General features: G+C 73.1%; 26 protein-coding genes and 1 riboswitch. Of the genes, 17 read left to right on the top strand and 9 right to left on the bottom strand.

Annotation, left to right across the window (positions count from 1 at the left end):
- The first annotated feature begins 80 nt into the window (after positions 1-80).
- From ACTT8P_RS19420 to ACTT8P_RS19395, 6 genes are all read left to right on the top strand, one after another.
- Positions 81-887, top strand: a complete 807-nt coding sequence (locus ACTT8P_RS19420) for a metallophosphoesterase family protein (RefSeq protein WP_442832924.1) — start codon at positions 81-83, stop codon at positions 885-887.
- Between the two features lie 127 nt (positions 888-1014).
- A complete protein-coding gene (locus ACTT8P_RS19415; RefSeq protein WP_361170344.1) occupies positions 1015-1455 on the top strand; it encodes an SRPBCC family protein in 441 nt (146 codons plus the stop codon).
- A gap of 31 nt (positions 1456-1486) precedes the next feature.
- Positions 1487-2692 (top strand): ArsA-related P-loop ATPase, encoded by a 1206-nt coding sequence (locus ACTT8P_RS19410; protein ID WP_442832923.1) that lies wholly within the window; start codon positions 1487-1489, stop codon positions 2690-2692.
- 57 nt (positions 2693-2749) lie between these two features.
- Positions 2750-3250, top strand: coding sequence for a DUF5304 domain-containing protein (locus ACTT8P_RS19405; RefSeq protein ID WP_442832922.1), 501 nt, complete (start codon positions 2750-2752; stop codon positions 3248-3250).
- A 67-nt stretch (positions 3251-3317) separates the two neighbouring features.
- Entirely contained in the window at positions 3318-4271 is a 954-nt protein-coding gene (locus tag ACTT8P_RS19400; RefSeq protein WP_442832921.1) for an ROK family glucokinase, read from the top strand.
- Between the two features lie 115 nt (positions 4272-4386).
- Positions 4387-5136, top strand: coding sequence for an endonuclease/exonuclease/phosphatase family protein (locus ACTT8P_RS19395; RefSeq protein ID WP_442832920.1), 750 nt, complete (start codon positions 4387-4389; stop codon positions 5134-5136).
- A 14-nt stretch (positions 5137-5150) separates the two neighbouring features.
- Here ACTT8P_RS19395 and ACTT8P_RS19390 read toward each other — a convergent pair whose 3' ends face one another.
- Both ACTT8P_RS19390 and ACTT8P_RS19385 read right to left on the bottom strand, forming a co-directional pair.
- On the bottom strand, positions 5151-5795 hold the full coding sequence (locus ACTT8P_RS19390) for a hypothetical protein (RefSeq protein WP_442832919.1): 645 nt from the start codon (positions 5793-5795) through the stop codon (positions 5151-5153).
- Positions 5788-6591: an alpha/beta hydrolase gene (locus tag ACTT8P_RS19385; protein WP_442832918.1), complete on the bottom strand. Its 804-nt coding sequence runs from the start codon at positions 6589-6591 to the stop codon at positions 5788-5790. Before ACTT8P_RS19385 ends, ACTT8P_RS19390 begins: the two co-directional genes overlap by 8 nt.
- Positions 6592-6754: 163 nt before the next feature.
- Here ACTT8P_RS19385 and ACTT8P_RS19380 point away from each other — a divergent pair, with 163 nt between their 5' ends.
- From ACTT8P_RS19380 to ACTT8P_RS19360, 5 genes are all read left to right on the top strand, one after another.
- Complete coding sequence (locus ACTT8P_RS19380) at positions 6755-7567, top strand: lysophospholipid acyltransferase family protein (RefSeq protein WP_442832955.1); 813 nt, start codon at positions 6755-6757, stop codon at positions 7565-7567.
- 25 nt (positions 7568-7592) lie between these two features.
- The gene (gene macS, locus ACTT8P_RS19375) at positions 7593-8834 is read left to right on the top strand and encodes a MacS family sensor histidine kinase (RefSeq protein ID WP_442832917.1); all 1242 of its coding nucleotides are present in this window, start codon (positions 7593-7595) and stop codon (positions 8832-8834) included.
- Positions 8827-9522, top strand: coding sequence for a response regulator (locus ACTT8P_RS19370; RefSeq protein ID WP_442832916.1), 696 nt, complete (start codon positions 8827-8829; stop codon positions 9520-9522). The genes macS and ACTT8P_RS19370 overlap by 8 nt, the downstream gene beginning before the upstream one ends.
- Before the next feature lie 51 nt (positions 9523-9573).
- Positions 9574-10602, top strand: a complete 1029-nt coding sequence (locus tag ACTT8P_RS19365; RefSeq protein WP_442832915.1) for a 6-phosphofructokinase — start codon at positions 9574-9576, stop codon at positions 10600-10602.
- Positions 10603-10680: 78 nt separating this feature from the next.
- Positions 10681-11676, top strand: coding sequence for a 2-hydroxyacid dehydrogenase (locus tag ACTT8P_RS19360; RefSeq protein ID WP_442832954.1), 996 nt, complete (start codon positions 10681-10683; stop codon positions 11674-11676).
- Here ACTT8P_RS19360 and ACTT8P_RS19355 read toward each other — a convergent pair.
- Positions 11628-13514 carry an anthranilate synthase family protein gene (locus ACTT8P_RS19355; protein ID WP_442832914.1) on the bottom strand — a complete coding sequence of 629 codons (1887 nt, stop codon included), beginning with the start codon at positions 13512-13514 and terminating at the stop codon, positions 11628-11630. The two genes, ACTT8P_RS19360 and ACTT8P_RS19355, sit on opposite strands and share 49 nt — an antisense overlap.
- 242 nt (positions 13515-13756) lie before the next feature.
- On the opposite strand from ACTT8P_RS19355, the gene ACTT8P_RS19350 reads away from it, so the two are divergent.
- The gene (locus ACTT8P_RS19350) at positions 13757-15103 is read left to right on the top strand and encodes a class II 3-deoxy-7-phosphoheptulonate synthase (RefSeq protein WP_442832913.1); all 1347 of its coding nucleotides are present in this window, start codon (positions 13757-13759) and stop codon (positions 15101-15103) included.
- Between the two features lie 176 nt (positions 15104-15279).
- On the top strand, positions 15280-15510 hold the full coding sequence (locus ACTT8P_RS19345) for a (2Fe-2S)-binding protein (RefSeq protein ID WP_442832912.1): 231 nt from the start codon (positions 15280-15282) through the stop codon (positions 15508-15510).
- Here ACTT8P_RS19345 and bfr read toward each other — a convergent pair.
- Entirely contained in the window at positions 15507-16016 is a 510-nt protein-coding gene (gene bfr, locus ACTT8P_RS19340; protein WP_442832911.1) for a bacterioferritin, read from the bottom strand. The two genes, ACTT8P_RS19345 and bfr, sit on opposite strands and share 4 nt — an antisense overlap.
- Positions 16017-16210: 194 nt before the next feature.
- Between bfr and ACTT8P_RS19335 the strand changes: the two genes are divergently transcribed.
- Positions 16211-16828: a sulfite oxidase-like oxidoreductase gene (locus ACTT8P_RS19335; RefSeq protein WP_442832910.1), complete on the top strand. Its 618-nt coding sequence runs from the start codon at positions 16211-16213 to the stop codon at positions 16826-16828.
- A gap of 19 nt (positions 16829-16847) precedes the next feature.
- Here the strand turns inward: ACTT8P_RS19335 and ACTT8P_RS19330 are convergent, their stop codons facing one another.
- The 5 genes from ACTT8P_RS19330 to thiO all read right to left on the bottom strand — a co-directional run bounded on the left by ACTT8P_RS19330 (position 16848) and on the right by thiO (position 22105).
- On the bottom strand, positions 16848-17744 hold the full coding sequence (locus tag ACTT8P_RS19330; protein ID WP_442832909.1) for a deoxyribonuclease IV: 897 nt from the start codon (positions 17742-17744) through the stop codon (positions 16848-16850).
- Between the two features lie 158 nt (positions 17745-17902).
- Positions 17903-19834, bottom strand: a complete 1932-nt coding sequence (gene pknB, locus ACTT8P_RS19325) for a Stk1 family PASTA domain-containing Ser/Thr kinase (RefSeq protein ID WP_442832908.1) — start codon at positions 19832-19834, stop codon at positions 17903-17905.
- 103 nt (positions 19835-19937) lie between these two features.
- A complete protein-coding gene (locus tag ACTT8P_RS19320) occupies positions 19938-20732 on the bottom strand; it encodes a thiazole synthase (RefSeq protein WP_442832907.1) in 795 nt (264 codons plus the stop codon).
- A 6-nt stretch (positions 20733-20738) separates the two neighbouring features.
- Positions 20739-20939 (bottom strand): sulfur carrier protein ThiS, encoded by a 201-nt coding sequence (gene thiS, locus ACTT8P_RS19315; RefSeq protein ID WP_442832953.1) that lies wholly within the window; start codon positions 20937-20939, stop codon positions 20739-20741.
- Positions 20940-20941: 2 nt separating this feature from the next.
- Complete coding sequence (thiO, locus tag ACTT8P_RS19310) at positions 20942-22105, bottom strand: glycine oxidase ThiO (protein ID WP_442832906.1); 1164 nt, start codon at positions 22103-22105, stop codon at positions 20942-20944.
- 6 nt (positions 22106-22111) lie between these two features.
- A riboswitch (TPP riboswitch) is annotated at positions 22112-22223 on the bottom strand.
- Between the two features lie 53 nt (positions 22224-22276).
- Between thiO and ACTT8P_RS19305 the strand changes: the two genes are divergently transcribed.
- The 3 genes from ACTT8P_RS19305 (at position 22277) to ACTT8P_RS19295 (ending at position 24581) form a co-directional block, all read left to right on the top strand.
- Positions 22277-22633, top strand: a complete 357-nt coding sequence (locus tag ACTT8P_RS19305) for a hypothetical protein (RefSeq protein ID WP_442832905.1) — start codon at positions 22277-22279, stop codon at positions 22631-22633.
- A 45-nt stretch (positions 22634-22678) separates the two neighbouring features.
- A complete protein-coding gene (locus ACTT8P_RS19300; RefSeq protein ID WP_442832904.1) occupies positions 22679-23917 on the top strand; it encodes an NAD(P)/FAD-dependent oxidoreductase in 1239 nt (412 codons plus the stop codon).
- 298 nt (positions 23918-24215) lie between these two features.
- Positions 24216-24581 carry an Rv2175c family DNA-binding protein gene (locus ACTT8P_RS19295; RefSeq protein ID WP_442832903.1) on the top strand — a complete coding sequence of 122 codons (366 nt, stop codon included), beginning with the start codon at positions 24216-24218 and terminating at the stop codon, positions 24579-24581.
- Positions 24582-24613: the final 32 nt, after the last annotated feature.

The raw sequence follows: 24613 nt of genomic DNA, 5'->3' as shown, positions 1-24613 counted from the left end.
CACGTCCACCGACCAGCCAGTAACCGCAGGTCCGACCGCCACTGTTCACAGCGGACGCGCTGCTCCTACCCTTGATCACCATGACTTCCACACCGGCCTCGAACACGCCCCGCACCAAGACCCGTGTCCATGTCGTCAGCGATGTGCACGGCAACGCCCGGGACCTGGCCCGGGCCGGTGCCGGGGCGGACGCGCTGGTCTGCCTCGGGGACCTGATCCTCTTCCTCGACTACGCCGACCACTCCCGCGGCATCTTCCCCGACCTGTTCGGCGAGGAGAACGCGGACCGCATCGTCGAGCTGCGCACCGCCCGCCGGTTCGCCGAGGCCAAGGAGTTCGGGGCCCGGCTGTGGGCGGGCGTCGACGGGGACCGGGACGCGGTGATGGAGCGGGCGGTGCGCAAGCAGTACGCCGAGCTGTTCGCGGCGTTCCCCACCCCTACGTACGCCACCTACGGCAACGTCGACGTGCCGCCCCTGTGGCGGGAGTACGCCCGTCCCGGCACCACCGTCCTGGACGGCGAGCGGGCCGAGATCGGCGGCCGGGTCTTCGGCTTCGTCGGCGGCGGCCTGCGCACCCCGATGCGCACCCCGTTCGAGATCAGCGACGAGGAGTACGCCGCCAAGATCGAGGCGGTCGGCGAGGTCGACGTACTGTGCACGCACATCCCGCCCGAGGTGCCGGAACTGGTCTACGACACGGTGGCGCGGCGCTTCGAACGGGGCAGCCGGGCACTGCTCGACGCGATCCGGCGCACCCGGCCGCGGTACGCCCTCTTCGGGCACGTGCACCAGCCGCTGGTGCCGCGCACCCGGATCGGGACGACCGAGTGCGTGAACGTCGGGCACTTCGCGTCGACCGGCCGGCCCTGGGTGCTGGAGTGGTAGCGGTGCAGGTAGGTAGGGGTGACGGCGGGGCCCGGGCCGCGCGGTAGCCTTCACACCGCACGTACACACCGCACGCACGCGTGCGCGACGACTTTCCTACCGGCCCGCATCTGGAGGAGCCCCCGCGATGGCGGAACACACCAGCTCGAGCATCACGATCGAGGCGGCACCGGCCGACGTCATGGCGGTGATCGCCGACTTCGCCCGCTATCCGGACTGGACCGGAGAGGTGAAGGAGGCCGAGGTGCTCGCCACCGACGGGCAGGGCCGCGCCGAGCAGGTCCGGCTGGTCATGGACGCCGGGGCGATCAAGGACGACCAGACCCTCGCGTACACCTGGGCCGGTGCGAACGAGGTCTCCTGGACGCTGGTGAAGTCCCAGATGCTGCGTTCCCTGGACGGCTCCTATCTGCTGCGCCCCGCGGGCACCGGCACCGAGGTCACCTACCGGCTCACCGTCGACGTCAAGATCCCCATGCTCGGCATGATCAAGCGCAAGGCCGAGAAGGTCATCACCGACCGCGCGCTGGCGGGACTGAAGAAGCGGGTGGAGTCCGGCGCCGCTTAGGGCTGCTCCGGCGCAGGTACCGTTCACCCCCATGCGCACCCTCCTGATCATGGGCCCGGGCGGCAGCGGCCGGACGACGCTCGCCGCCGCCACCGCGCTCACCGCCGCCCGCTCCGGCACCCGCACCCTGCTGCTGGGCGCCGATGCCGAGGACACCCTCGGCGCCGCGCTCGGCGTGCCCACCGGCCCCGCCCCGGCCGCCGTCGAGGCGAACCTCACCGCCTGGCGGCCCGACCCGGCCCAGGGGTTCCGGGACGGCCTCGCCGCCCTCCAGGACCGTGCCGCCGCCGCCCTCGACCTGCTCGGTGCCGCCCGCCTCGACCCCGAGGAGCTCACCCCGCTGCCCGGCGCCGCGGAACTGGCCCTGCTGCGCGCCCTGCGCGACGCCGCCCTCGCCGAGGGGGCACCTCCCAGGCCTTTCGGGCACTGGGGGAGGTACGACCTGCTCGTCGTCGACCTGCCGCCCGCCCCGGGGGCCCTGGCGCTGCTCGCCCTGCCCGAGGAACTGCGCCGCTGCCTGCGCCGCCTGCTGCCGCCCGAACGGCAGGCCGCCCGCGCCCTGCGCCCCGTCCTCGGCCGCCTGGCCGGCGTCCCCATGCCCACCGAGGCGCTCTACGAGCACGCCGCCCGCTGGGACCTGGAACTCGCCGCCGCCGAAGCCGTGCTGGCCGACCGGAACACCGTCGTCCGGCTGGTCGCCGAACCCGGCCCGGCCGGCACCGACGCCGTCCGCGCCACCACCCTCGGCCTGGCCCTGCGCGGCCTGCCGGTGGAGGCGCTCGCCGCCAACCGGGTACTGCCCGAGGACACCCCCGCCGACAGCTGGCTGGCCGGCCCGGTCGCCCAGCAGCGCAAGGCGCTGGCGGAGTGGCAGGGCGGCTACGCCGTCCACCCCGTGCCCCACCTGGGCCGCGACCCGCGCGGCACCGACGACCTCGCCGCCTTGGCCGCGCCCGCCGTCAACCCGAACACAGTCCCCGTCGAGTGGCCGGTCACCGACGCGCTCGCCGACGACGGCGTCCTGATCTGGCACCTCCCGCTGCCCGGCGCCGTCCGCGACGACCTCGACCTGGTCCGGCGCGGCGACGAACTCGTGGTCGCCGCGGGCCCGTTCCGGCGCATCGTCCCGCTGCCGTCCGCGCTGCGCCGCTGCACCGTGGCCGGGGCCGCCCTGCGGGACGGCCGGCTGAGCGTGCGGTTCACGCCGGACCCGCGACTGTGGCCGCGCGGCCGGTGAACCGGCCAGGGCCGTTCGGGTAACGTCGTAAGGACGAACCGTAGTCAGGAGTCCGTCATGAGCGAAGAGCTCCCGCCGCCCGGCGCGGCCGACAAGGAACGGGCGGCCGACGCCGACGCCTGGGCGACGGCCACCGCCGAGGACCTGGCGGCGGAGAAGGAGCGCCGCCGCGCCGAGTACGGCCCGCCGCCCGGCTCCGCCGCCGAGGAACTGCGCCGCCTCGTGGACACCGTCGCCGACAAGCTGTCCGGCCTCCAGGCACCCCTGCTCGGCCCGGTCGCCGGGACCGCCGCCCAGCAGGTGGTCCGGCAGGTCGTCCAGCAGGCCAAGGCCGCCGTCGAACCGGTCATCGAGCGCAACCCGGACGTCTTCGACCACCTCGCGGCGGCCGGCGGCGAACTGCTCGCCGCCTACCGCTCCGCCGTCCAGCAGCAGGAACAGCGCTGGACCAGCAAGGCCGACGCGCCCCGCGACGCCCGCGCCACCGGCGACCAGGACACCTCCGACGACGAGGACGGCCCGGACGCCGGTCCGGGCCAGCGCATCGACCTGGACTGACGGTCCTCGGTGACGGCGCCTCGGGTACGGTTGGCCATAGCGGGGCTCGACCGAAACTGAGGGATTCATGGGACTCACCATCGGCGTCGACATCGGCGGCACGAAGATCGCGGCCGGCGTGGTCGACGAGGAAGGCAACATCCTCTCGACCTTCAAGGTGCCGACTCCCACCACGCCCGAGGCCATCGTGGACGCCATCGCCTCGGCGGTGGAGGGAGCGCGCGCCGGGCACGAGATCGTCGGCGTGGGCATCGGCGCGGCCGGGTACGTCAACCGCCAGCGCTCCGAGGTCTACTTCGCGCCGAACATCGACTGGCGCAACGAGCCGCTGAAGGCGAAGGTCGAGGCCCGCGTGGGCCTCCCGGTCGTCGTGGAGAACGACGCCAACGCGGCCGCCTGGGGCGAGTACAGGTTCGGCGCGGGCAAGGGCCACCGCAACGTCATCTGCATCACGCTGGGCACCGGCCTCGGCGGCGGCATCATCATCGGCAACAAGCTGCGCCGCGGCCACTTCGGCGTGGCCGCCGAGTTCGGCCACATCCGGATGGTGCCGGACGGCCTGCTGTGCGGCTGCGGCTCGCAGGGCTGCTGGGAGCAGTACGCCTCCGGCCGCGCCCTGGTGCGGTACGCCAAGCAGCGCGCGGCCGCCACCCCCGAGCGCGCCGAGGCACTCCTCGGCCTCGGCGACGGCACCCCCGACGGCATCGAGGGCAAGCACATCTCGATGGCCGCCCGGCAGGGCGACCCGGTCGCCGTCGACTCCTACCGCGAACTGGCCCGCTGGGCCGGCGCGGGCCTGGCCGACCTGGCCTCGCTCTTCGACCCGTCCGCGTTCATCGTCGGCGGCGGCCTCTCGGACGAGGGCGACCTGGTCCTCGACCCGATCCGCAAGTCGTACAAGCGCTGGCTGGTGGGCGCCCACTGGCGCCCGGTGGCCGACGTGATCGCGGCCCAGCTGGGCAACAAGGCGGGGCTCGTGGGAGCAGCCGACCTGGCTCGCGAACCCGACCCGATCATGTGAACAAGCGGTAGGGCAACGCCTTCAGGGGCGCGGGGAACGGCGCGACAAGCCACAACGAACCGGCACTCGCGCACGCACCCCCGCGCCCCACCCCGGTGGGCGTACATTGATCGACATGCCGCAGTTCCCCAACTCCCGCACCGAACCCGACGGTTCCGCCGTCATCCGCGTCCTGAGCTACAACATCCGCTCACTGCGCGACGACACCGACGCCCTCGCCCGCGTGATCCGGGCCTGCGCCCCCGACCTGGTCCTGCTCCAGGAAGCCCCCCGCTTCTTCCGCTGGCGCAAGAAGCTGGCCCGCCTCGCGGCCGCCTCCGGGCAGGTGATCCTCTCCGGCGGCGGCACCGCCGCCGGCCCCGCGCTGCTCTGCTCGCTGCGCGCCACCGTCGAGCGCACCGAGGACGTCCTGCTCCCGCTCACCCCCGGCCTGCACCGCCGCGGTTTCGCCACCGCCGTGGTCCGCTTCGGCACCGCCCGCCTCGGCGTGCTCAGCTGCCACCTGTCCCTCCAGAAGGACGAGCGGTACGAGCAGAGCGGCCTGCTCCTCGACCGGCTGGCCGGCCTCGGCGCCCCGCACGCCATCGCGGGCGGCGACCTCAACGAGCGCCCCGACGGTCCCGCCTTCCGGCGGATCGCCAAGGACCTCCAGGACTGCTGGGCCACCGCCCCCCGGGGCGACGAGCACACCTCGACCCCCGCCGACCCGCACCAGCGCATCGACGCGATCTTCGCGACCCCCGGCGTCGAGATCCTCGGCTGCGGAGTCCCGCGCGGCCTGCCCGGCGTCACCGAGGACGACCTGAGGGCGGCCACGGACCATCTTCCGGTGCTGGCCGCCCTGCGCATCCCCGCGGGCACCTGAGCGCCCCTGGGGCGTCAGACCACCGCGCCCCGCCCGGGATCGTCGTCCTCGTCGTCGTCCGTGCGCATCCGCATCACCAGCGTGGCGAAGCCGCCGAGGAAACCGCCGACGCACACGGTCGTCAGCCACCAGGTCATGTCCCAGCCCAGCAGGATCGCCACCAGCAGCAGCAGCGGACCGCCGAGCACCCCGAGCCAGGCGAACCTGGCGGTGACGTCGCCCTCCGGCAGCGGCGGCGGCTCGGGCGGCACGAAGTGGCCCTCGTCGTCCTCGCCCAGGTCGTCCTCGGCGGGCTCGGCCGGGCTGTGGTCGCGCGGACCGACGCCCGGCGCGAAGGCGACCGAACTGCCCAGCGGCCCGGCCGGAGCCGGCTCCCCGGGAGGCTTCGCCGCCCCGGCGTCGTCCTGGCCGGCGTCGTTGGTCTCCGGCTCCAGCAGCGCCAGGTCCTCGACCGACTTGAACGGCTTCGAGCCCGGCGGGTCCGGCGGCTCCTCGCCGTACCCGGCGACGATCGCGGCCCAGGCGGCCTCCTCGTCGAAGGGCACGTGCTGCTCCGGCGGGGCCGTCGGGTCCAGGCCCCCGCGATCCCCCCGCTCGTCGCGTTTCTCGCGGTCCTCGCGGTTCTCACGGTCCTCACGGTCGGAGTCGTGCTCAGCCACCTGCGGCCGTCCCTTCCTTGCCGAGACCGGGCTCCGGCTCCTTGACGAGACCGGGGGCGAGCCGGGCGACGAAGGAGACGCTCTCCGTGTGGATCCGGTCCGCGTCGTGGTCCAACGTCGCCACGTGGTAGCTCTGTTCCAGCAGGATCTCGGTGACGTCTGTGGACGACACCCGGCCCAGGACGCGGGCCGAGTCGGCGGGCGGCACCACATGGTCGCGCGGGCTGCGCATCAGCAGCAACGGCTGGGTCACCTGCGGCAGTTCCCGGTCGACGGTCCGGAAGAAGGCGCGCAGGGAGTACGCCGCGTGCAGCGGCACCCGGTCGTACCCCAGTTCGGTACTGGTCGGCTTGGCGATGTCGCTGGCGATGCCCTTGGTGGCGGGCACCAGGTGGCGCAGCACCGGCAGGGCGTGCTGTGCCACGCCGTGCATGCGGTTGGCCGGGTTGACCACCATGACGCCGTCCACCGCGTCGCCGTGCCGGGCCGCCAGCCGCAGCGCCAGCGCGCCGCCCATCGACAGCCCGGCCACGAACACCCGGGCGCACCGCTCGCGCAGCGCGCGCAGCTCCCGGTCCACCTCCGCGTACCAGTCGGGCCAGCCGGTGACCTGCATGTCCTGCCAGCGGGTGCCGTGTCCGGGCAGCAGCGGCAGCGCGACCGTAAGACCGTGGCCGGCGAGGTGCTGGGCCCAGGGGCGCAGCGACTGCGGGGAACCGGTGAAACCGTGACAGAGGAGGACGCCGGCCTCCCCGCCCTCATGGCGGAACGGCTCGGCTCCGGGAAGGACCGGCACGCTACGGACTCCTGTTCGTCAAGGGGGCTGGCACGCGCGGGTGCAGGTACTTCACCGTACGCGACCGCACGGACACCGACCAGGGCCGTAGGCCCCTTTGCCGGTGCCCCGGGTTATGGTCTGTGCGACACACACAGGAGGCACTCGGTTGTTGTACGGCGCGATGAAGGTCACCGTCGGCGGTTCGCTGAAACTTGCCTTCCGGCCCTGGGTGGAGGGCCTGGAACACGTCCCCGCCACCGGGCCCGCCATCCTGGCCAGCAACCACCTGTCGTTCTCCGACTCGTTCTTCCTGCCGGCCGTCCTCGACCGCAAGGTCACCTTCATCGCCAAGGCGGAGTACTTCAACACGCCGGGCGTCAAGGGACGGCTGACGGCGGCGTTCTTCAAGGGCGTCGGCCAGCTCCCGGTGGACCGCTCCGGGGCGCGCGGCGCCGGCGAGGCCGCGATCAAGAGCGGCATAGAGGTCCTGGAGCGCGGCGAGCTGTTCGGCATCTACCCCGAGGGCACCCGGTCGCCCGACGGCCGGCTCTACCGGGGCAAGCCCGGCGGCCTGGCCCGGGTGGCGCTCGCCACCGGCGCGCCCGTCCTGCCGGTCGCCATGATCGACACCGAGAAGATCCAGCCGCCGGGCACGGTGATGCCCAAGCTGATGCGCCCCGGCATCCGGATCGGCAAGCCGCTGGACTTCAGCCGCTACCAGGGCATGGAGCACGACCGGTTCGTGCTCCGCGCGGTGACCGACGAGGTCATGTACGAGATCATGAAGCTCTCCGGCCAGGAGTACGTCGACATGTACGCGACCGCCATGAAGCGGCAGCTCGCGGACGCGGCGAAGGCGGAGAAGGAAGCGGAGAAGGAGGCGGCCAGGGAGGCCAAGGAGGCCAAGGCCGCCCTCGCCCGCGCGGAGAAGGAACAGGCCGACAAGGAGCGCGCCGCCGAGCCGCGCGACGGGGACGACAGCCCCGGGTCCTGACCGGACCCGGACGGGGGTGGGGGAGATGGCCAAGCGCGAGCGGGTCATGCGGATGTCGGTCGAGCAGCCGCTGTGGCGCGCCCTGACCGCCTACCGCGTCCTCACCATGGTCTACGCGATCGGCCTGTTCGGCACCGCCTACGAGCACTTCACCCGCCCCTGGCTGGCCGTCGGCTACTACGCCGTGCTGGTCGCCTGGACGCTCGCCACCCTCCCCAGGGTCGCGAACGCCGCCGCCTGCACCAAGCGGTTCCTGGCCCTCGACCTCACCGTCGCCCTCACCGGCATCCTGCTCACCCCGCTCGCCGACGATCCCGACCGGATCGCGTCCGGTGGCCCGACCCTGCCGTCGATATGGACCGCCGGCGCCGTGCTGGCCTTCGCGGTCAAGGGCGGCTGGCGCTGGGCCGCCGTCGCCTCCACCCTGGTGGCCGTCGCCAACCTGGTCGAGCGCGGCAGCCCGGCCCGCGACACCGTGCACAACGTGCTGCTGGTCTGGGTCGCCGCCATCGCCATCGGCTACGTCGTCGAGGTCGCCCGCGCCTCCGAGCGCACCCTCGCCCGCGCTCTGGAGATCGAGGCCGCCACCAGGGAGCGCGAGCGGCTGGCCCGGGACATCCACGACAGCGTGCTCCAGGTGCTCGCCATGGTGCAGCGGCGTGGCGCCGTGCTCGGCGGCGAGGCGGCCGAGCTGGGCCGGATGGCCGGCGAGCAGGAGATCGCCCTGCGCACCCTGGTCTCCGGCGGCCTGGTCCCGGTCTCCCGAGCCTCCGAGGACGCCGCCCAGGGCGCCGTCGTCCGCGCGGTGGACGAACCCGAGACCCCCGACCCCGGCCCGGCCGACCTGCGTACCCTGCTCGCCCCGTACGCCGGCGCCCGGACCAGCCTCGCCGAACCCGGGGCGCCGGTGGAGCTGGCGCCCGCCGCCGCCCGGGAGGTCGCGGCGGCCGTCGGCGCGGCCCTGGACAACGTCCGCGCGCACGCCGGTGAGCGGGCCCGCGCGTGGATTCTCGTCGAGGACGAGCCCGACGAGGTGATCGTCACCGTCCGCGACGACGGCCCCGGCATCCCCGAGGGCCGCCTCGCCGAGGCCGAGGGCGAGGGACGGCTGGGGGTGGCCCTGTCGATCCGGGGCCGGCTGCGCGACCTCGGCGGCTCGGCCGAACTGATCTCGGTGCCGGGCCAGGGCACCGAGGTCGAGCTGAAGGTACCGAAGGACGCGACGGGCGTGACACGCACGCGGGGGAAGGCGGCAGGACATGACTGAACAGCGGGAGCCGATCAAGGAGAGCAAGGAGATCAAGGTCATGGTGGTCGACGACCACCCCATGTGGCGCGACGCGGTCGCCCGGGACCTGGCCGAGTCCGGCTTCGCGGTGGTCGCCACCGCCGGCGACGGCGACCAGGCGGTGCGCCGGGCCCGCGCCGCCGCCCCCGACGTGCTCGTCCTGGACCTGAACCTGCCCGGCAAGCCCGGCGTCCAGGTCTGCAAGGAGGTGGTCGGCGCCGACCCGCGGGTCCGCGTCCTGGTGCTGTCCGCGAGCGGCGAGCACGCCGACGTCCTGGAGGCCGTCAAGTCCGGCGCCACCGGCTACCTGCTGAAGTCCGCCTCGACCGGGGAACTCCAGGACGCGGTCCGCCGCACCGCCGCCGGCGACCCCGTCTTCACCCCGGGCCTGGCCGGCCTCGTCCTCGGCGAGTACCGCCGCCTGGCCGCCGAACCGGCCCCCGCCCCGGACACCGACGCCCCCGGCGCGCCCCGCCTCACCGACCGCGAGACCGAGGTGCTGCGCCTGGTCGCCAAGGGCCTGAGCTACAAGCAGATCGCCGAACGCCTGGTCATCTCGCACCGCACGGTGCAGAACCACGTCCAGAACACCCTCGGCAAGCTCCAGTTGCACAACCGCGTGGAACTCGTGCGGTACGCGATAGAACGGGGTCTGGACGACGCCTGACCCGCGCGGGACAGTGGCCTGACCCACCCACCGTGACGAAGGGGTTGCGCGATGAGGGTCGGAGTACTGACCGGCGGCGGTGACTGCCCCGGGCTCAACGCCGTCATCCGGGCCGTGGTCCGCAAGGGCGTCCAGGAGTACGGCTACGACTTCGTCGGCTTCCGGGACGGCTGGCGCGGCCCGCTGGAGGGCGCCACCGTCCGCCTCGACATCCCGGCCGTGCGCGGCATCCTGCCCCGCGGCGGCACCGTCCTCGGCTCCTCGCGGACCAATCCGCTCCAGCACGAGAACGGCATCCAGCGGGTCAAGGACACCCTCGGCCGGCTGGACGTCTCGGCGCTGATCACCATCGGCGGCGAGGACACCCTCGGCGTGGCCGGCCGCCTCGCCGACGAGTACGGCGTGCCCTGCGTCGGCGTACCGAAGACCATCGACAACGACCTGTCCGCCACCGACTACACCTTCGGCTTCGACACGGCGGTCGGCATCGCCACCGAGGCCATCGACCGGCTGCACACCACCGCCGAGTCGCACATGCGGGTCCTGGTCGTCGAGGTCATGGGCCGGCACGCCGGCTGGATCGCCCTGCACTCGGGCCTGGCCGGCGGCGCCAACGTCATCCTCATCCCCGAGCAGCGCTTCGACACCGAGCAGGTCTGCGCCTGGGTGACCTCCCGGTTCCGGGCGTCGTACGCGCCGATCGTGGTGGTCGCCGAGGGCGCCATGCCCCGGGACGGCGAGCTGGTGCTCAAGGACCAGTCGCTGGACTCCTTCGGCCACGTACGGCTGTCCGGGGTGGGCGAGTGGCTGGCCAAGCAGATCGAGAAACGGACCGGCAAGGAGGCCCGCACCACGGTCCTCGGCCACGTCCAGCGCGGCGGCACCCCGAGCGCCTTCGACCGCTGGCTGGCCACCCGGTTCGGGCTGCACGCCATCGACTGCGTGCGCGACGGCGACTTCGGCACGATGGTCGCGCTGCGCGGCACGGACATCGTCCGGGTCCCCATCGCCGAGGCCACCGCCCGACTGAAGACCGTCGACCCGAAGCTGTACGACGAGGTCGGGGTGTTCTTCGGCTGAGCGGCGGGCCCGGATCGCGCGCCCTATATTCGGGTGCACCAGCCGATGGACCGGCCGAGCGAACCGGGAGTGCCCGCCGTGGAGATCCTCGCCTTCGGAGTGCAGGCCGACGAGCAGCCCTTGATCGAGCGGGCCTTCGCGGGCCGGGCCGAGGTGCGCTGCCTGGACGTCTTCCTCAACGCGGACACCGCCCCCGTCGCGGCCGGCCACGAGATCGTCTCCACCTCCGTCAACGCCGACCTCGGCGCCGGCGTCCTGGAGATCCTCGGCGCCGGCGGCACCCGGATGGTCGCCCAGCGCTCCACCGGCTTCAACAACGTCGACCTGGAGACCGCCGAGCGCCTCGGCCTGACCGTGGCCCGGGTCTCGTCCTACTCGCCGTACTCGGTCGCGGAGTTCGCCTGGGCGCTCGCCATGGCCGTCAACCGCCGGATCGTGCGCGCCTCCAACCGCACCCGCGACTTCGACTTCCGCCTCGACGGCCTGATGGGCCGCGACCTGCACGGCCGCACCGCCGGCGTGCTCGGCACCGGCAGGATCGGCGAGGCGTTCGCCCGCATCGCCCACGGCTTCGGCATGCGGCTGCTCGGCTGGGACGTCACCGAGAACCCGGCCTGCCTGGACCTGGGCATGCGCTACGTCGCCAAGGAGGAACTCCTCGCCGACTCCGACCTGATCACCCTGCACGTCCCGCTGATGCCCGAGACCCGGCACCTGATCGACGCACGGGCCCTGAAGGCCATGCGCGACGACGCGATCCTGGTCAACTCCAGCCGCGGCGGCCTCGTCGACACCGCCGCCCTGGTCGGCGAACTGCGCGCGGGCCGCTTCACCGGCGTCGGCCTGGACGTCTACGAGGCGGAGGCGGGCCTGTTCTTCCTCGACAAGTCACTGACCGCCGTCGAGGACGACACCCTGGCCCGCCTCGTCACCTTCCCCAACGTCCTGGTCACCTCGCACCAGGCGTACTACACCGTGGACGCCGTCGGCCAGATCGTCGACGCCACGGTGAAGAACGTCCAGGACTACCGGGCCGGCCGCCGCTCCGAGAACGTGCTCGTGCCGCGCAGCTGACCCACCAGCTCCCGCACGATCGCCGCGCCGTCCAGCGACAGCACCGACTCCGGATGGAACTGCACGGACGCGAACCCCGGCCCGCGCAGCGCGTGCACCTCTCCCTGCGCCGACCGGCTGACCTCGACCCCGTGCGCGGCCAGCGCCGCGCCGCTCTCCTCGTCGCAGCGCGCCACGAAGCTGTTGTAGAACCCGACGGCCGTCCGCCGCCCGAACAGCTCGATCTCCGTCTGCGCCCCCTGGTACGGCACTTCCTTCCGTACGATGTCCAGCCCCAGCTCCGCCGCGATCAGCTCGTGCCCGAGGCAGACGCCGAGCACCTCGTGCCGGCGGCCGCGCAGCACATCGGCGGTGAGCGAGCGCAGCAGCCGCATCCTGGGATCGGTGAGGTCGGACGGGTCGCCCGGCCCCGGCCCCAGCACCACCGGCCCGCCCGGGTGCCCGAGCACCGCCGCTCGCAGCCCCGGTTCGTCGTACCGCCGCACGGTGACGTCCAGGCCGCCCGAGCGCAGCACGTGCGCCAGCATCGCCGTGAAGGTGTCCTCCCCGTCGACGACCAGCGCGTGCCCGGTCAGTTCCCCGGACCGCTCCTGCATCCGCAGCCAGAACGGCGCCAGCGAGGACCGGCGCCCGTCCAGCGCGGCCCGCACCCGGGGATCGTCGGCGAGCCGGGGCCGCGCGGCCTGTGCCCGGGGCCGGCCGGGCCGTACGCCCAGCGCGGCCAGCACCCCGGCCGCCTTGGCGTGCGTCTCCGCCACCTCGCCGGCCGGGTCGGAGCCCCGTACCAGCGTCGCCCCGACCGGCACCCGCAGCCGCCCGTCCGCGCCGATGTCGGCGGTCCGGATCAGGATCGGCGAGTCGAGGGTCTGCGCCCCGCCCTCGTCCCGCCCGATCAGCGCCAGCGCGCCCGCGTAGTAGCCGCGCCCGCCGCTCTCGTGCCGCTCGATGACCCGGCAGGCGTTCTGCACCGGCGAGCCGGTCACCGTCGCCGCGAACATGGTCTCCCTCAGCACCTCCCGCACATCCAGCGAGGACTTGCCGCGCAGCTCGTACTCGGTGTGCGCGAGGTGCGCCATCTCCTTCAGCCGCGGCCCGACGACGACCCCGCCCATGTCGCCGACGGTGCACATCATCTTCAGTTCCTCGTCGACCACCATCGACAGCTCCTCGATCTCCTTGGCGTCGGCGAGGAAGCGCAGCAGGTGCTCGGGGGTCGGGCCCTCGGCGGGATAGCGGTACGTGCCGCTGATCGGGTTCATCACGACCGTGCCGCCGCTCATCCGCACATGCACCTCGGGGCTGGCCCCGACCAGCGTCCGGTCCCCCGTGTGCACGACGAACGTCCAGTACGCGCCCCGCTCGCCGGCCAGCAGCCGCCGGAACAGCGCCAGCGCGTCGGCCCGCCCGAACCCGTCGATCCGCCCCCGGTAGGTCCGCCGGATCACGAAGTTGGCGCCCTCGCCCCGCCCGATCTCCTCGTCCAGCACCCGCCCGACGATCTCCGCGTACTCCGCGTCCCCGACGTCGAAGCCACCGCCCTCGACTTGGACCTCGTGCGCGGGGAGCTGGGCCAGGGCGACGGCGAGCGGGATCTCGTACCGCTCCTCGGGGGTGAGCGCCAGCAGCGGGGTGCCGTCGTCGCGGACGTCGAAGCCGCGCTCGCGGATCTGCCGGAAGGGGACGAGGGCCAGGCAGTCGGCGGGCAGGTCGGCCAGGCACGGGTACTCCGTCACCGGCCCGCGCAGCAGTTCCACCGTCTCCTGGTCATGACCGGGGGTGCGGCGGCGCAGCAGGGCGAAGGGGCGCGGATCGTCGAGAAGATCGAGCAGGTGTTCCATCGGTGGTCGGGTTCCTTCTGGGAAGGAGAGACGGACCCGGAGCCGGAAACACCGAAGGCCGCCTCTCGGGCGGCCTTCGCGAAGTCTTGAGTACGCGCAGTCAGCGGGCCGCCGAAGGAGCGGTCCACCACCAGTTCTGGGTCAGTTGCGCGAACATGCCCGGCACCCTACCCCAGGTCCGCGGTGTCCCATACTTTGAGCGGTGTGGCGGACTCCCGGCAACCAACCCGTAACCTGAGTGCGTGACCGCTAACGCTTCCTCTGTTGCAGTGAACACCTGGCGAGACCTCCCCGCGGCCCAGCAGCCGGAGTATCCGGACCAGGCGGCCCTTAACGAGGTCGTCGCCGAACTGGAGAGCTTTCCGCCGCTCGTCTTCGCGGGCGAGTGCGACCAGCTGCGTGCCCGGCTGGCGGCCGTCGCCGAGGGAGAGGCGTTCCTCCTCCAGGGCGGCGACTGCGCCGAGGCGTTCGACGGGGTGTCCGCCGACCACATCCGGAACAAACTCAAAACCCTCCTCCAGATGGGCGCCGTCCTCACCTACGCCGCCTCCGTGCCGGTGGTGAAGGTCGGCCGGATCGCCGGCCAGTACTCCAAGCCGCGGTCCAAGCCGACCGAGACCCGCGACGGCGTGACGCTGCCCACCTACCGGGGCGACTCGGTCAACGGCTTCGCCTTCACCGAGGCGGACCGGATCCCGGACCCCGAGCGGCTCAAGCGGATGTACCACGCCTCCGCCTCCACGCTGAACCTGGTGCGCGCCTTCACCACCGGCGGCTACGCCGACCTGCGCCAGGTGCACGCCTGGAACCAGGACTTCGTGAAGTCCTCGCCCTCCGGCCAGCGCTACGAGCAGCTCGCCCGGGAGATCGACAACGCGCTGAACTTCATGCGGGCCTGCGGCACCGACCCGGAGGAGTTCAAGACCGTCGAGTTCTACGCCTCCCACGAGGCGCTGCTGCTCGACTACGAGTCCGCGCTGACCCGGGTCGACTCCCGCACCGGGCAGCTGTACGACGTCTCCGGGCACATGGTGTGGATCGGTGAGCGCACCCGGCAGCTGGACCACGCGCACATCGAGTTCGCCTCCAAGATCCGCAACCCGATCGGCATCAAGCTCGGCCCGTCCACCACGGCCGAGGAGGCGCTCCAGTACATCGAGCGGCTCGACCCGGAGCGCGAGCCGGGCCGGCTGACGTTCATCGTCCGGATGGGCGCCGACAAGGTCCGCGACAAGCTGCCCGAGCTGATCGAGAAGGTCACCGCGTCCGGCGCGACCGTCGCCTGGATCACCGACCCGATGCACGGCAACACCTACGAGGCCGCCTCCGGCCACAAGACCCGCCGCTTCGACGACGTGCTCGACGAGGTCAAGGGCTTCTTCGAGGTGCACAAGGCGCTCGGCACCCACCCGGGCGGCATCCACGTGGAGCTGACCGGCGACGACGTCACCGAGTGCGTGGGCGGCGGCGACGAGATCTTCGTCGACGACCTGCACCAGCGCTACGAGACGGCCTGCGACCCCCGGCTCAACCGCAGCCAGTCGCTGGACCTGGCGTTCCTGGTCGCGGAGATGTACCGGGACCAGTAGAGACGTTTTACGGAAGTACCAGTAGAGACGCTTTACGGAAGTAAATGGGGCGCGGGTCACACAGGATCCGCGCCCCCTCCACTTTTGCCGCACCTACGGGATGGGTAAGGTTAGGTTTGCCTCACCGGCGCAGTTCGGTACGGCACGACCATGACCCCGCCCGGGAGGTGAACCGCGTGTTCGTCTGCTCTTGCTTCGGTGTGACCGAGGAACAGGTGAAGGCCCACGCGGACGCCGGTGCCTGCACCCCCCGGCAGATCGCCTCCGCCTGCAAGGCGGGCACCGACTGCGGCGGCTGCGTACGGCGCATCCAGGCCCTGCTGGGCCGGGGCGCCTGCCCCCGCCGCGAGCTGATCGACCAGGGTGCGCCGGCCCCGCTGACGGCGCGGCTTCCCGAAGCCGCCTAGTAGCTCTGCGTTCCCGGGCCGGAGGCGTCCGGCTGGGACTGCTCGATCACCGTCGACAGGTACAGCGGCTCGCCCAGCTTCTCGATCAGTTCCAGCTGGGTGTCCAGGTAGTCGATGTGGTGCTCCTCGTCGGCGAGGATCGCCTCGAAGATGTTCGCGGACGTGATGTCGTTCTTGTTCCGCATCACCTCGACGCCCCGGCGCAGCCGGTCGATGGCCTCGACCTCGATCTCCCGGTCCGCCTGGAACATCTCGGTGATCGTCTGGCCGACCCGGACGTGGAAGAGCCGCTGGTAGTTCGGCAGTCCGTCCAGCAGCAGGATGCGGTCGGTGAGGATCTCCGCGTGCCGCATCTCGTCGAAGGACTCGTGCCGCGTGTACTTGGCGAGCTTCGTCCAGCCCTTGTGATCCTGGAGTTTCGAGTGCAGGAAGTACTGGTTGATCGCGGTCAGCTCGGCGGTCAGCTGCTCGTTGAGGAATTCGATGACCTCGGGGTCGCCCTGCATCGCAGAGGCTCCTTCCACACGGGAACTGGCAGGTTGCGCCGCATGATTGCATTGGTTTCGAAGATCGTCCAGTAAGTCTTCACTTAGTAAGTAAGTCCTGGCTTAGTCCATTTTGTTGGCTATTGCTCGGCTTTAAGGCTGACTTTAAATAGGCCCGTTCCTGGACAACGGCCCCGGTCTGTCAGGATGGAGTCATGGGTCAGCCGGTGGGAGACGAGTCGGGGGAGCTGCCGCCGGGGCAGCGGCTCCAGCGCGGCTGGCCGGTCACCCACTACGGGCCGGTGCCCAAGTTCCGGCCCGAGCGCTGGGAGTTCCGGGTCTTCGGCGCCACCGCCGACGGCGAGAAGCACTGCTGGAACCACGAGGAGTTCACCGCCCTGCCGTACACCACGGTGGTGGGCGATCTGCACTGCGTGACGAAGTTCAGCATGCTCGGCGCCGAGTGGGGCGGCATCCCCGCCCGTACCCTCCTCGGCATCGCCCCGCCCGCCCCCGCCGTCACCCATGTGATGGTCTGGGCGGAGTACGGCTACAGCGCCAATGTGCGGCTGGCGGACTTCGCCGACGAGCGCACCCTCTTCGCCACCCACAAGGACGGCGAACTGCTCACCGCCGAGCACGGCTTCCCGCTCCGGCTGATCGTCCCGCACCTGTACGCCTGGAAGGGCCCCAAATGGGTCCGCGGCATCGAGTACATGACCGCGGACCGGCGCGGCTTCTGGGAGGAACGCGGCTACCACAACCTCGGCGACCCCTGGCGCGAGCAGCGCTACTCCTACCAGGAGGAACCGGGGGACGGCCCCGAGCTCTAGGGCCGCGGTCCTTTCGGGCTCAGCCGTCCCGGAGCTTCTTCAGCCGTTCCACGTCGGCCGCGTGGCCCTCCTTGCCGCCGGGGGTCTCGATGATGAGAGGGACACCCGCCGTCGCCGGGTGGGTCATCAGCTCCCGGAACGGGTCCTCGCCGATGTGACCGGCGCCGATGTTGGCGTGCCGGTCCTTGTGGGCGCCCACCACGTCCTTGGAGTCGTTGGCGTGGATCAGCTTCAGCCGGCCCGCGCCGACGGTGTCCACCAGCAGATCGAGGGTCTGGTGCATACCGGCCGGTCCGGCCAGGTCGTGCCCGGCGGCGAAGATGTGGCAGGTGTCCAGGCAGACGCCCAGCTTCGGATGGGCGTCCAGCGCCTCGAAGTACGGCCCGAAGTCCCAGGTCCGGGCGCACAGCGAGGCGCCCTGGCCGGCCGTCGACTCCAGCAGCAGATACGGGTCGTCGTCGTGGGTCAGCTCGTCCAGCAGCGGCAGCAGCCGCTCCCGTACCTGCGCGAGGGCCACCGCCCGGTCCCGGCCGCCGGTCGCGCTGCCGGTGTGCACCACCACGCCGAGCGCGCCGATCTCCCGGCCCCGGCGCAGCGAGTGCCGCAGCGACTCCACCGACTTCGCCGCGGTCGCCTCGGTGTGCGAACCGAAGTTGATCAGGTACGGGGCGTGCACATAGGCGGGGACCGACTCCGCCGCGCAGGCCGCGCGGAACGCCTCGTCCTGCTTCGGATTGCCGGCCGGGGTGGCCCAGCCGCGCGGATTGGCGACGAAGACCTGGATGGCCTCCGCCTTCAGGTCACGGGCGTACGGCAGGCCCACGGAGTGCAGGCCGCCGGCGACCGGGACGTGGGCGCCGACGGGGTTGCGGCGGGCGGGGGAGGGCGACGGCGAGGGCGAGTGTGTTGTGCTCATGTCCCGATCCAGGATGCCAGGTGCCAGGTGCCAGGTGCCAGGTGCCGGGCGCCGACCGCCGGCGGCCCGGGTGCCGGCGGATCACCGTCAGCGGATCACCGCCGGCAGATCACCGTGAGCGGGCGTCAGCGGGCCGCCAGCGAGCCGCCAGCGGCTCGTCAGCGGATCGTCAGGGTGATCTTGGAACCCTTCGGGGCGGTGTCGCCGCCCTCGACGGACTGGCTCTTGACCGTGTCGCCGAACAGACCGAGCAGCCCGCGGTCCTCCTCGACCTCGAAGCCGGCGTCCTCCAGCTCCTGCCGGGCGTCGTCGACGTCGGCACCGACCACGTCCGGCACCTCGATCTGCTCCGGCCCCTTGGAGACCGTCAGCGTCACCGTGGCGCCCTCGGCGACCTGCTCGCCGTCGCCCGGCGACTGCCGCGCCACCTCGCCCGCCGCGTAGTCGTCGGAGGTCACCTTCGCCGCCGCGACCTCCACCTTCAGACCGGCCTCGGTCAGCTCGGCGCGGGCGTCCTCCAGGTCGTCGCCGGTGACGTCCGGGACGTCGACCGCGCGGCCCTTGCTGACGGTGAGCGCGACCGCCGAACCGGCCCGCACCGTGGTGCCCGACCCCGGCTCGGTGGAGATCACGAAACCCTTGGGGACGTCGTCGCTGAACGCGCGGGTGACCATGCCGGGCTCCAGCCCGTCCTGCTTCAGCACCGACCTGGCCCGGTCCAGGCGGTAACCCGCCACATCGGCCAGCTTCACCGTCTCGGGGCCGTCGGAGACGGTGAACGACACCGAGTCGTTGTTCCGGATCCGGGTGCCCGCCGTCGGATCGGTGCTGATCACCGCGCCGCGGTCCACCGTGTCGCTGTACGCGTGCTTGACGTCGCCGACGTCCAGACCGGCCTGCTCCAGCCGGTCCTCGGCCTGCGCCTCGGTCTTCTCCAGCAGCGGCGGGACCTCGGTGAACTGGCCCGAGTTGATGTACCAGACGCCCGCGCCGACGCCGAGCGCCAGCAGCACGGCGACGACGATCGCGAGCGGGCCGCGGCGCAGACCGGGGCCGCGCCGGGGCGGGGGCGGCGGGGTGTCCAGCCGGCTGGTGCGGTCGTAGCCGTCCGCGCCGTCGTCGTTGACGGGCAGCGGACGGATCATGGTCAGCGCGCGCGGGATGACGCTCGTACGGTCGTCGGCGTTGTCATGGCCGCCGGCCCCGTCGGACAGCGCCTGCGGCGGTACGGCGTCCAGCTGGCCGGCGGTGAGCGTCCCGCGCGCCTCGCGGGCCCGGCCGAGCAGCGCCACCGCGTCGTGCGGACGGATCTCGGGGTTGCGCGCGGTCGCCGTCGCGACCAGGTCGTCCAGCTCGAACGCCAGGCCCGGCACGGCGGCCGACGGGGGCGGCACGTCCTCGTTGAGGTGCTGGTAGAGCACCTGGGCGGGGGAGTCGCCATGGTGCGGCTTGGCGCCGGTCAGCATCTCGTACAGGACCACCCCGCAGGCGTAGACGTCCACCCGCGGGTCGGCGGTGCCGTGCTCGATCTGCTCGGGCGCCAGGTAGGAGACGGTGCCCAGCACCGCGCCGGTGGTGCTGGTGACCGTGTTCACGGCCCGGACCAGGCCGAAGTCGGCGACCTTGACCCGGCCGTCGTCCCCGATCAGCACGTTCTCCGGCTTCATGTCGCGGTGCACGAACCCCGCGCGGTGCGCGGCGCCGAGCGCGGCCAGCACCGGCTCCAGGATGTCCAGGGCCGCGCGCGGCTGGAGCGCCCCGCGCTCGCGCAGCACGTCGCGCAGGGTGCAGCCGGAGACGTACTCCATCGCCAGGTAGACGTAGTCCCCGTCGGTGCCCTGGTCGAAGACCTGCACCACGTTGGGGTGGGCCAGCCGGGCGACCGACTTGGCCTCCCGGATGAACCGCTCCACGAACGTGCCGTCGGCCGCGAGCGCCGGGTGCATCACCTTCAGCGCGAGCACACGGTCCAGGCGGGTGTCCACGGCCCGGTAGACCGTGGCCATCCCGCCGACCGCGATCCGCGCGTCGACGCGGTACCGGCCGTCGAGCAGCTGCCCGACCAGAGGGTCCTGAAGGGTCGTGTCCACGCAGGTGAGTGTACGAGCCGTCGCTGACAGACGGCTGTGGACGGCCGCAGCCGGGGCACGACTGGGGCCGACCTGTGACGCGACCCACGAGGTGCGGCCCGGGTCAGAACGCCGGCCGCTCCGGGTCCAGCGCCGCCATGCCGTCCACCGGGGAGGACGCCGCGGCGAAGTGCCGGCGCGGGATGCGCCCCGCCCGCCGGGCCAGCCGGCCGCCCTCCACCGCGTGCCGCATCGCCTCCGCCATCAGCACCGGCTGCTGCGCCCGGGTCACCGCCGAGGCGAGCATCACGCCCGCGCAGCCCAGCTCCATCGCCAGCGCCGCGTCCGACGCCGTACCGGCCCCGGCGTCCAGGATCACCGGTACGCGTGCGTGCTCGACGATCAGCTGGAAGTTGTGCGGGTTGCGGATGCCGAGCCCGGACCCGATCGGCGAGCCCAGCGGCATGACCGCCGCGCAGCCGACGTCCTCCAGCTTCCGCGCCAGCACCGGGTCGTCGTTGGTGTACGGCAGCACCGTGAAACCGTCGTCGACCAGCGTCTCGGCCGCGTCCAGCAGCTCGACCGGGTCCGGCAGCAGGGTGCGCTCGTCGGCGATGACCTCCAGTTTGACCAGGTCGGTGCCGAGGGCCTCGCGCGCCAGGCGGGCGGTCAGGACCGCCTCCCCGGCGGTGAAGCAGCCCGCCGTGTTGGGCAGCACCCGGATGCCGAGCCGGTCCAGCACCGACAGCACGGAGCCGTGCGCGGACGGGTCCACCCGCCGCATGGCGACCGTGGTCAGCTCGGTCCCGGACGCCACCAGGGACCGCTCCAGCACGTCCAGGCTGGGCGCCCCGCCGGTGCCCATGATCAGCCGGGACGCGAAGGACGTACCGCCGAGGACGAAGGGATCGTCGGCCATGTGGGGTCAGCCTCCTTGGACGGCGGTGAGTACTTCGACGCGGTCGCCGTCGGACAGCGCGGTGGCCGCCCACCGCGCGCGCGGGACGACGGTCTCGTTGAGGGCGGCGGCCACTCCGGACGGCGCCCGGGTGAGGGTCCGGACGAGGGCGTCCAGCGCCGTGCCGGGGGCCACCTGGCGCGGCTCCCCGTTGACCGAGATGCGCAGGCTCATACGGGCTGCTCCGTGGGTGCGGGGGCGGCGGCGAACCGCCCGGGGGCGAAGGGGCGGGCCTCCTCGGGCAGCTCACCGGTGGTCAGGACGTGCGCCATGACGTCGCCGGTGACCGGGGTGAGCAGCACCCCGTTGCGGAAGTGCCCGGTGGCCAGCAGCAGGCCGGCCAGGGCGGTCGGGCCGAGCAGCGGCGCGTTGTCCGGGGAGCCGGGGCGCAGGCCCGCCAGGGTCTCCGTCAGGGGCAGCTCGGTGATGCCCGGGACCAGCTCGTGGGCGTCGCGCAGCAGCTCGTAGACGCCGCCCGCGGTGACCGTGGTGTCCCAGCCCAGCTCCTCGCTGGTGGCGCCGACGACGAGTTCGCCGCCGGTGCGGGGCACCAGGTAGAGCGGGTTGCCGCGCACCACCGCGCGGACGGTGCGGTGCAGCAGCGGCGGCCGTCCGGCGGGCATGGTCAGCCGCAGCACCTGGCCCTTCACCGGCCGGACCGGCGGCAGCACACCGTCCGGGACGCCCTTCAGCCGGCCGCTGAGGCTGCCGGCCGCCAGCACCACCCGCCCGGCCGCGAGCGGGGCGCCCTCGGCCGTCAAGACGCCCGTGGCGCGCTCCTGGGCGACGGTGAGCCGCTCGGCCGTGCTCCGGTGGAAGACCACGCCGGCCCGCTCGCAGGCGGCCAGCAGCGCCGCCGCCAGCCGCCGGGGGTCGATCTGATGGTCGCCGTCCACCCGCAGCCCACCGCGCACGCCCGGCGCGAGCATCGGCTCCAGGCGCCGGCAGTCCCGCCCCGACAGCCACTCGGCCGCCAGGCCCGACCGCTGCTGGAAGGCGTGCAGGTCCCGCAGGTGCGCCCGGTCGTCGGCGTCGAGCGCGACGGCCAGCGTGCCGCACCGGCGGTAGCCCAGGTCGTGCCCGGTCGCGTCGGTCAGTTCGGCGGCGAACTCCGGATAGCGGCGGGCCGACGCCAGGTTCAGCGCCAGCAGGGTCTGCTCGCCGTAGTGCAGCTCGGTGACGGGGGCCAGCATCCCGGCCGCCACCCGCGCGGCGCCGCCGCCCGGCGCCGGGTCCAGCACCGCCGTGACCAGCCCGCGCTGCGCGGCCCGCCACGCGGTGACCAGCCCGATGATCCCGCCCCCGACGACCAGCACGTCGGATGTGCCTGACATGGCTGACATAGGCGTCCAGCCCCTCCCTTCGCCGGCATGACCCGGATCAGGTTCGTACGGTCGGAGGCCGCCAGCCTCCCTCTCAGCCCGGTGCGTCCGGGCTCCCGCGAGTGCCTTACGTTGGCCACCCTAACTGTTCGATATCAGCCTCTGTAAGGGAGCGTCCCGCCCGTGGTCCGTTCGCTCGACGGTCTCGTGTTCGCCCCGGTCGCCGACCAGGCACCCGGCCAGGTCGGCACCCGCACCCGCTTCACCTACCACGAGCAGGACGGCACGGTGTGGGCCGAGTACGCCGGCGGCGACGTCGTCCGCGGCCACCTGGTGGGCACCCGCGCGGGGGACCGGCTCGACTTCCGCTACGTACAGCTGCGCACCGACGGCAGCACCGCCTGCGGACACTGCGTGTCGACCGCCGTCGCCCTGCCGGACGGGCGGGTGCGGCTGGCGGAGACCTGGCAGTGGGAGTCGCGGTCCGGCAGCGGCACCAGCGTGGTGGAACAGGTCGCCGACTGTGCAGCAGCTCACTGAACGTGCCCCCTGACCGACACTGCGTCAGCTGACTAAGGTGATCAGGTGAGCGAGCAGACGCAGCAGCGGGGCGGCCCCGCGCGGCGCGTGGTCGTCGTGGGCGCGGGCATGGCCGGCGTACAGACGGCGGTCGCCCTGCGCGAACAGGGCTTCACCGGCACCGTGACCCTGATCGGTGCCGAACCGCACCAGCCGTACGACCGCCCCCCGCTGTCCAAGGCCGTCCTCCTGGGCACCGCCGAGGGATCCGCCTTCGACATCGACTTCGAGGCGCTCGGCATCGAGCTCCGGCTCGGCCAGGAGGCCGTGGGCGTCCGCCCCGGTGAGCACCTGCTGGACACCGCCGCGGGACCCGTGCCGTACGACGCCCTGGTCCTGGCGACCGGCGCCGAGCCCCTCCGGCTGCCCGGCGCCGACGGGGTCCCCGGCGTCCACCTGCTGCGCACCCTGGACGACGCCGAACGGCTGCGCCCGGTGCTGGACCGGCAGCACGACGTGGTGGTGGTCGGCGCGGGCTGGATCGGCGCCGAGTTCGCCACCGCCGCGCGGGAGGCCGGCTGCGCGGTGACCGTCGTGGAGGCCGCCGACCGGCCGCTCGCCGGCGCGCTGCCCGCCGAGGTCGCCGCCCCCATGACCGACTGGTACGCCGACGCCGGCGCCGTACTGCGCACCCACGCGCGCGTGCACCGCGTCGAGCCCGGCGCGGTGCTCCTGGACGACGGCACGCGGGTGCCCGCCGGCGCGGTCGTCGTCGGCATCGGCGCCCGGCCCGCCACCGGCTGGCTGGCCGGTTCCGAAATCGCCCTCGGCGCCCACGGCGAGATCCTGGCCGACGACCGCCTGCGCACCTGCGCACCGGACGTGCACGCCGTCGGCGACTGCGCGTCCTTCCCCTCCGGCCGCTACGGCGAGCGGCTGCTCGTGCACCACTGGGACAACGCCCTCCAGGGCCCGCGCACGGTGGCCGCGGACATCATCGGCGCCGCCGCCGGGGAGCCCGCGGCGGTCTACGACCCGGTGCCGTACTTCTGGTCCGAGCAGTTCGGCCGCTTCGTCCAGTACGCCGGACACCACCCGGCCGGCGACACCACCCTGTGGCGCGGCGACCCCGCCTCACCCGCCTGGACCGTGTGCTGGCTGCGCGAGAACCGGCTCGTGGCGCTCCTGGCGGTGGGCCGCCCCAGAGACCTGGCCCAGGGCCGCCGCCTGATCGAGACGGGCACGCCGATGAACCCCCGCCTGCTGACGGACCCCGCCAGACCACTGAAGTCGGCGACGGCCTGACCCGTACCACCAGTCCGACCGTGATGGGGCCGCCCGCGGCGGGAAGGGGACGGGGTGGGGGGTGTCCGCCCGCAGCGGTTGGCGCGTCAACCCGTTCCACCCCCGGAGCAGACCGATTCCGCGCCGTTCCGAGGACGGACACCCCCCCCACCCCGGCCCCGACCCACCACCAAACCGGGGGGCGCAACGCGCACCCCCACCGGACCCGCGCAGGCCGCCGCAGCCATACGCACCCCCGACGGCCCAGGTCACAGGGCCCCCGCTTCCGCGTGTCAGTGGCAGATGGCAGGCTTGAGGGGTGACCGAGATTGACGCAAAGATCGATGCTCTCGTCCCTGCCTGGCTCACCCTGCCCGACATCGCGGAGATGTTCGACATCGAGGTGACCCGGGTCCGGCAGCTGGTCAAGGACGGCCAGCTCATCGCCGTGCGCCGCGGTGAGAACCGCGCGCTGCACGTCCCCGCGGCCTTCATCGACGGCGACAAGGTCGTCAAGGGCCTGTCCGGGACGCTGACGCTGCTGCGGGACGACGGCTTCACGGACGAGGAGATGCTGGAGTGGCTCTTCACGCCGGACGACAGCCTGCCCGGTACGCCGGCCCAGGCGCTGAGTGAGAACCGCGGCACGGAGGTGAAGCGCCGCGCCCAGGCGCTGGCGGTCTGACCGACCTGCCCGGGTGCGGGCCGGAACACCGG

It is taken from the genome of Streptomyces sp. JW3, from assembly GCF_052216785.1.
Taxonomy (GTDB): domain Bacteria; phylum Actinomycetota; class Actinomycetes; order Streptomycetales; family Streptomycetaceae; genus Streptomyces.
This window is presented reverse-complemented; position numbering and strand designations above follow the sequence as displayed.

Excerpts from the sequence above, each read along its gene's own strand:
- ACTT8P_RS19420 (WP_442832924.1), top strand. The coding sequence starts at position 81 with ATGACTTCCACACCGGCCTCGAACACGCCCCGCACCAAGACCCGTGTC.
- ACTT8P_RS19415 (WP_361170344.1), top strand. The coding sequence starts at position 1,015 with ATGGCGGAACACACCAGCTCGAGCATCACGATCGAGGCGGCACCGGCC.
- ACTT8P_RS19410 (WP_442832923.1), top strand. The coding sequence starts at position 1,487 with ATGCGCACCCTCCTGATCATGGGCCCGGGCGGCAGCGGCCGGACGACG.
- ACTT8P_RS19405 (WP_442832922.1), top strand. The coding sequence starts at position 2,750 with ATGAGCGAAGAGCTCCCGCCGCCCGGCGCGGCCGACAAGGAACGGGCG.
- ACTT8P_RS19400 (WP_442832921.1), top strand. The coding sequence starts at position 3,318 with ATGGGACTCACCATCGGCGTCGACATCGGCGGCACGAAGATCGCGGCC.
- ACTT8P_RS19395 (WP_442832920.1), top strand. The coding sequence starts at position 4,387 with ATGCCGCAGTTCCCCAACTCCCGCACCGAACCCGACGGTTCCGCCGTC.
- ACTT8P_RS19380 (WP_442832955.1), top strand. The coding sequence starts at position 6,755 with ATGAAGGTCACCGTCGGCGGTTCGCTGAAACTTGCCTTCCGGCCCTGG.
- macS (WP_442832917.1), top strand. The coding sequence starts at position 7,593 with ATGGCCAAGCGCGAGCGGGTCATGCGGATGTCGGTCGAGCAGCCGCTG.
- ACTT8P_RS19370 (WP_442832916.1), top strand. The coding sequence starts at position 8,827 with ATGACTGAACAGCGGGAGCCGATCAAGGAGAGCAAGGAGATCAAGGTC.
- ACTT8P_RS19365 (WP_442832915.1), top strand. The coding sequence starts at position 9,574 with ATGAGGGTCGGAGTACTGACCGGCGGCGGTGACTGCCCCGGGCTCAAC.
- ACTT8P_RS19355 (WP_442832914.1), bottom strand. The coding sequence starts at position 13,514 with ATGGAACACCTGCTCGATCTTCTCGACGATCCGCGCCCCTTCGCCCTG.
- bfr (WP_442832911.1), bottom strand. The coding sequence starts at position 16,016 with ATGCAGGGCGACCCCGAGGTCATCGAATTCCTCAACGAGCAGCTGACC.
- ACTT8P_RS19335 (WP_442832910.1), top strand. The coding sequence starts at position 16,211 with ATGGGTCAGCCGGTGGGAGACGAGTCGGGGGAGCTGCCGCCGGGGCAG.
- ACTT8P_RS19330 (WP_442832909.1), bottom strand. The coding sequence starts at position 17,744 with ATGAGCACAACACACTCGCCCTCGCCGTCGCCCTCCCCCGCCCGCCGC.
- ACTT8P_RS19320 (WP_442832907.1), bottom strand. The coding sequence starts at position 20,732 with ATGGCCGACGATCCCTTCGTCCTCGGCGGTACGTCCTTCGCGTCCCGG.
- thiO (WP_442832906.1), bottom strand. The coding sequence starts at position 22,105 with ATGTCAGGCACATCCGACGTGCTGGTCGTCGGGGGCGGGATCATCGGG.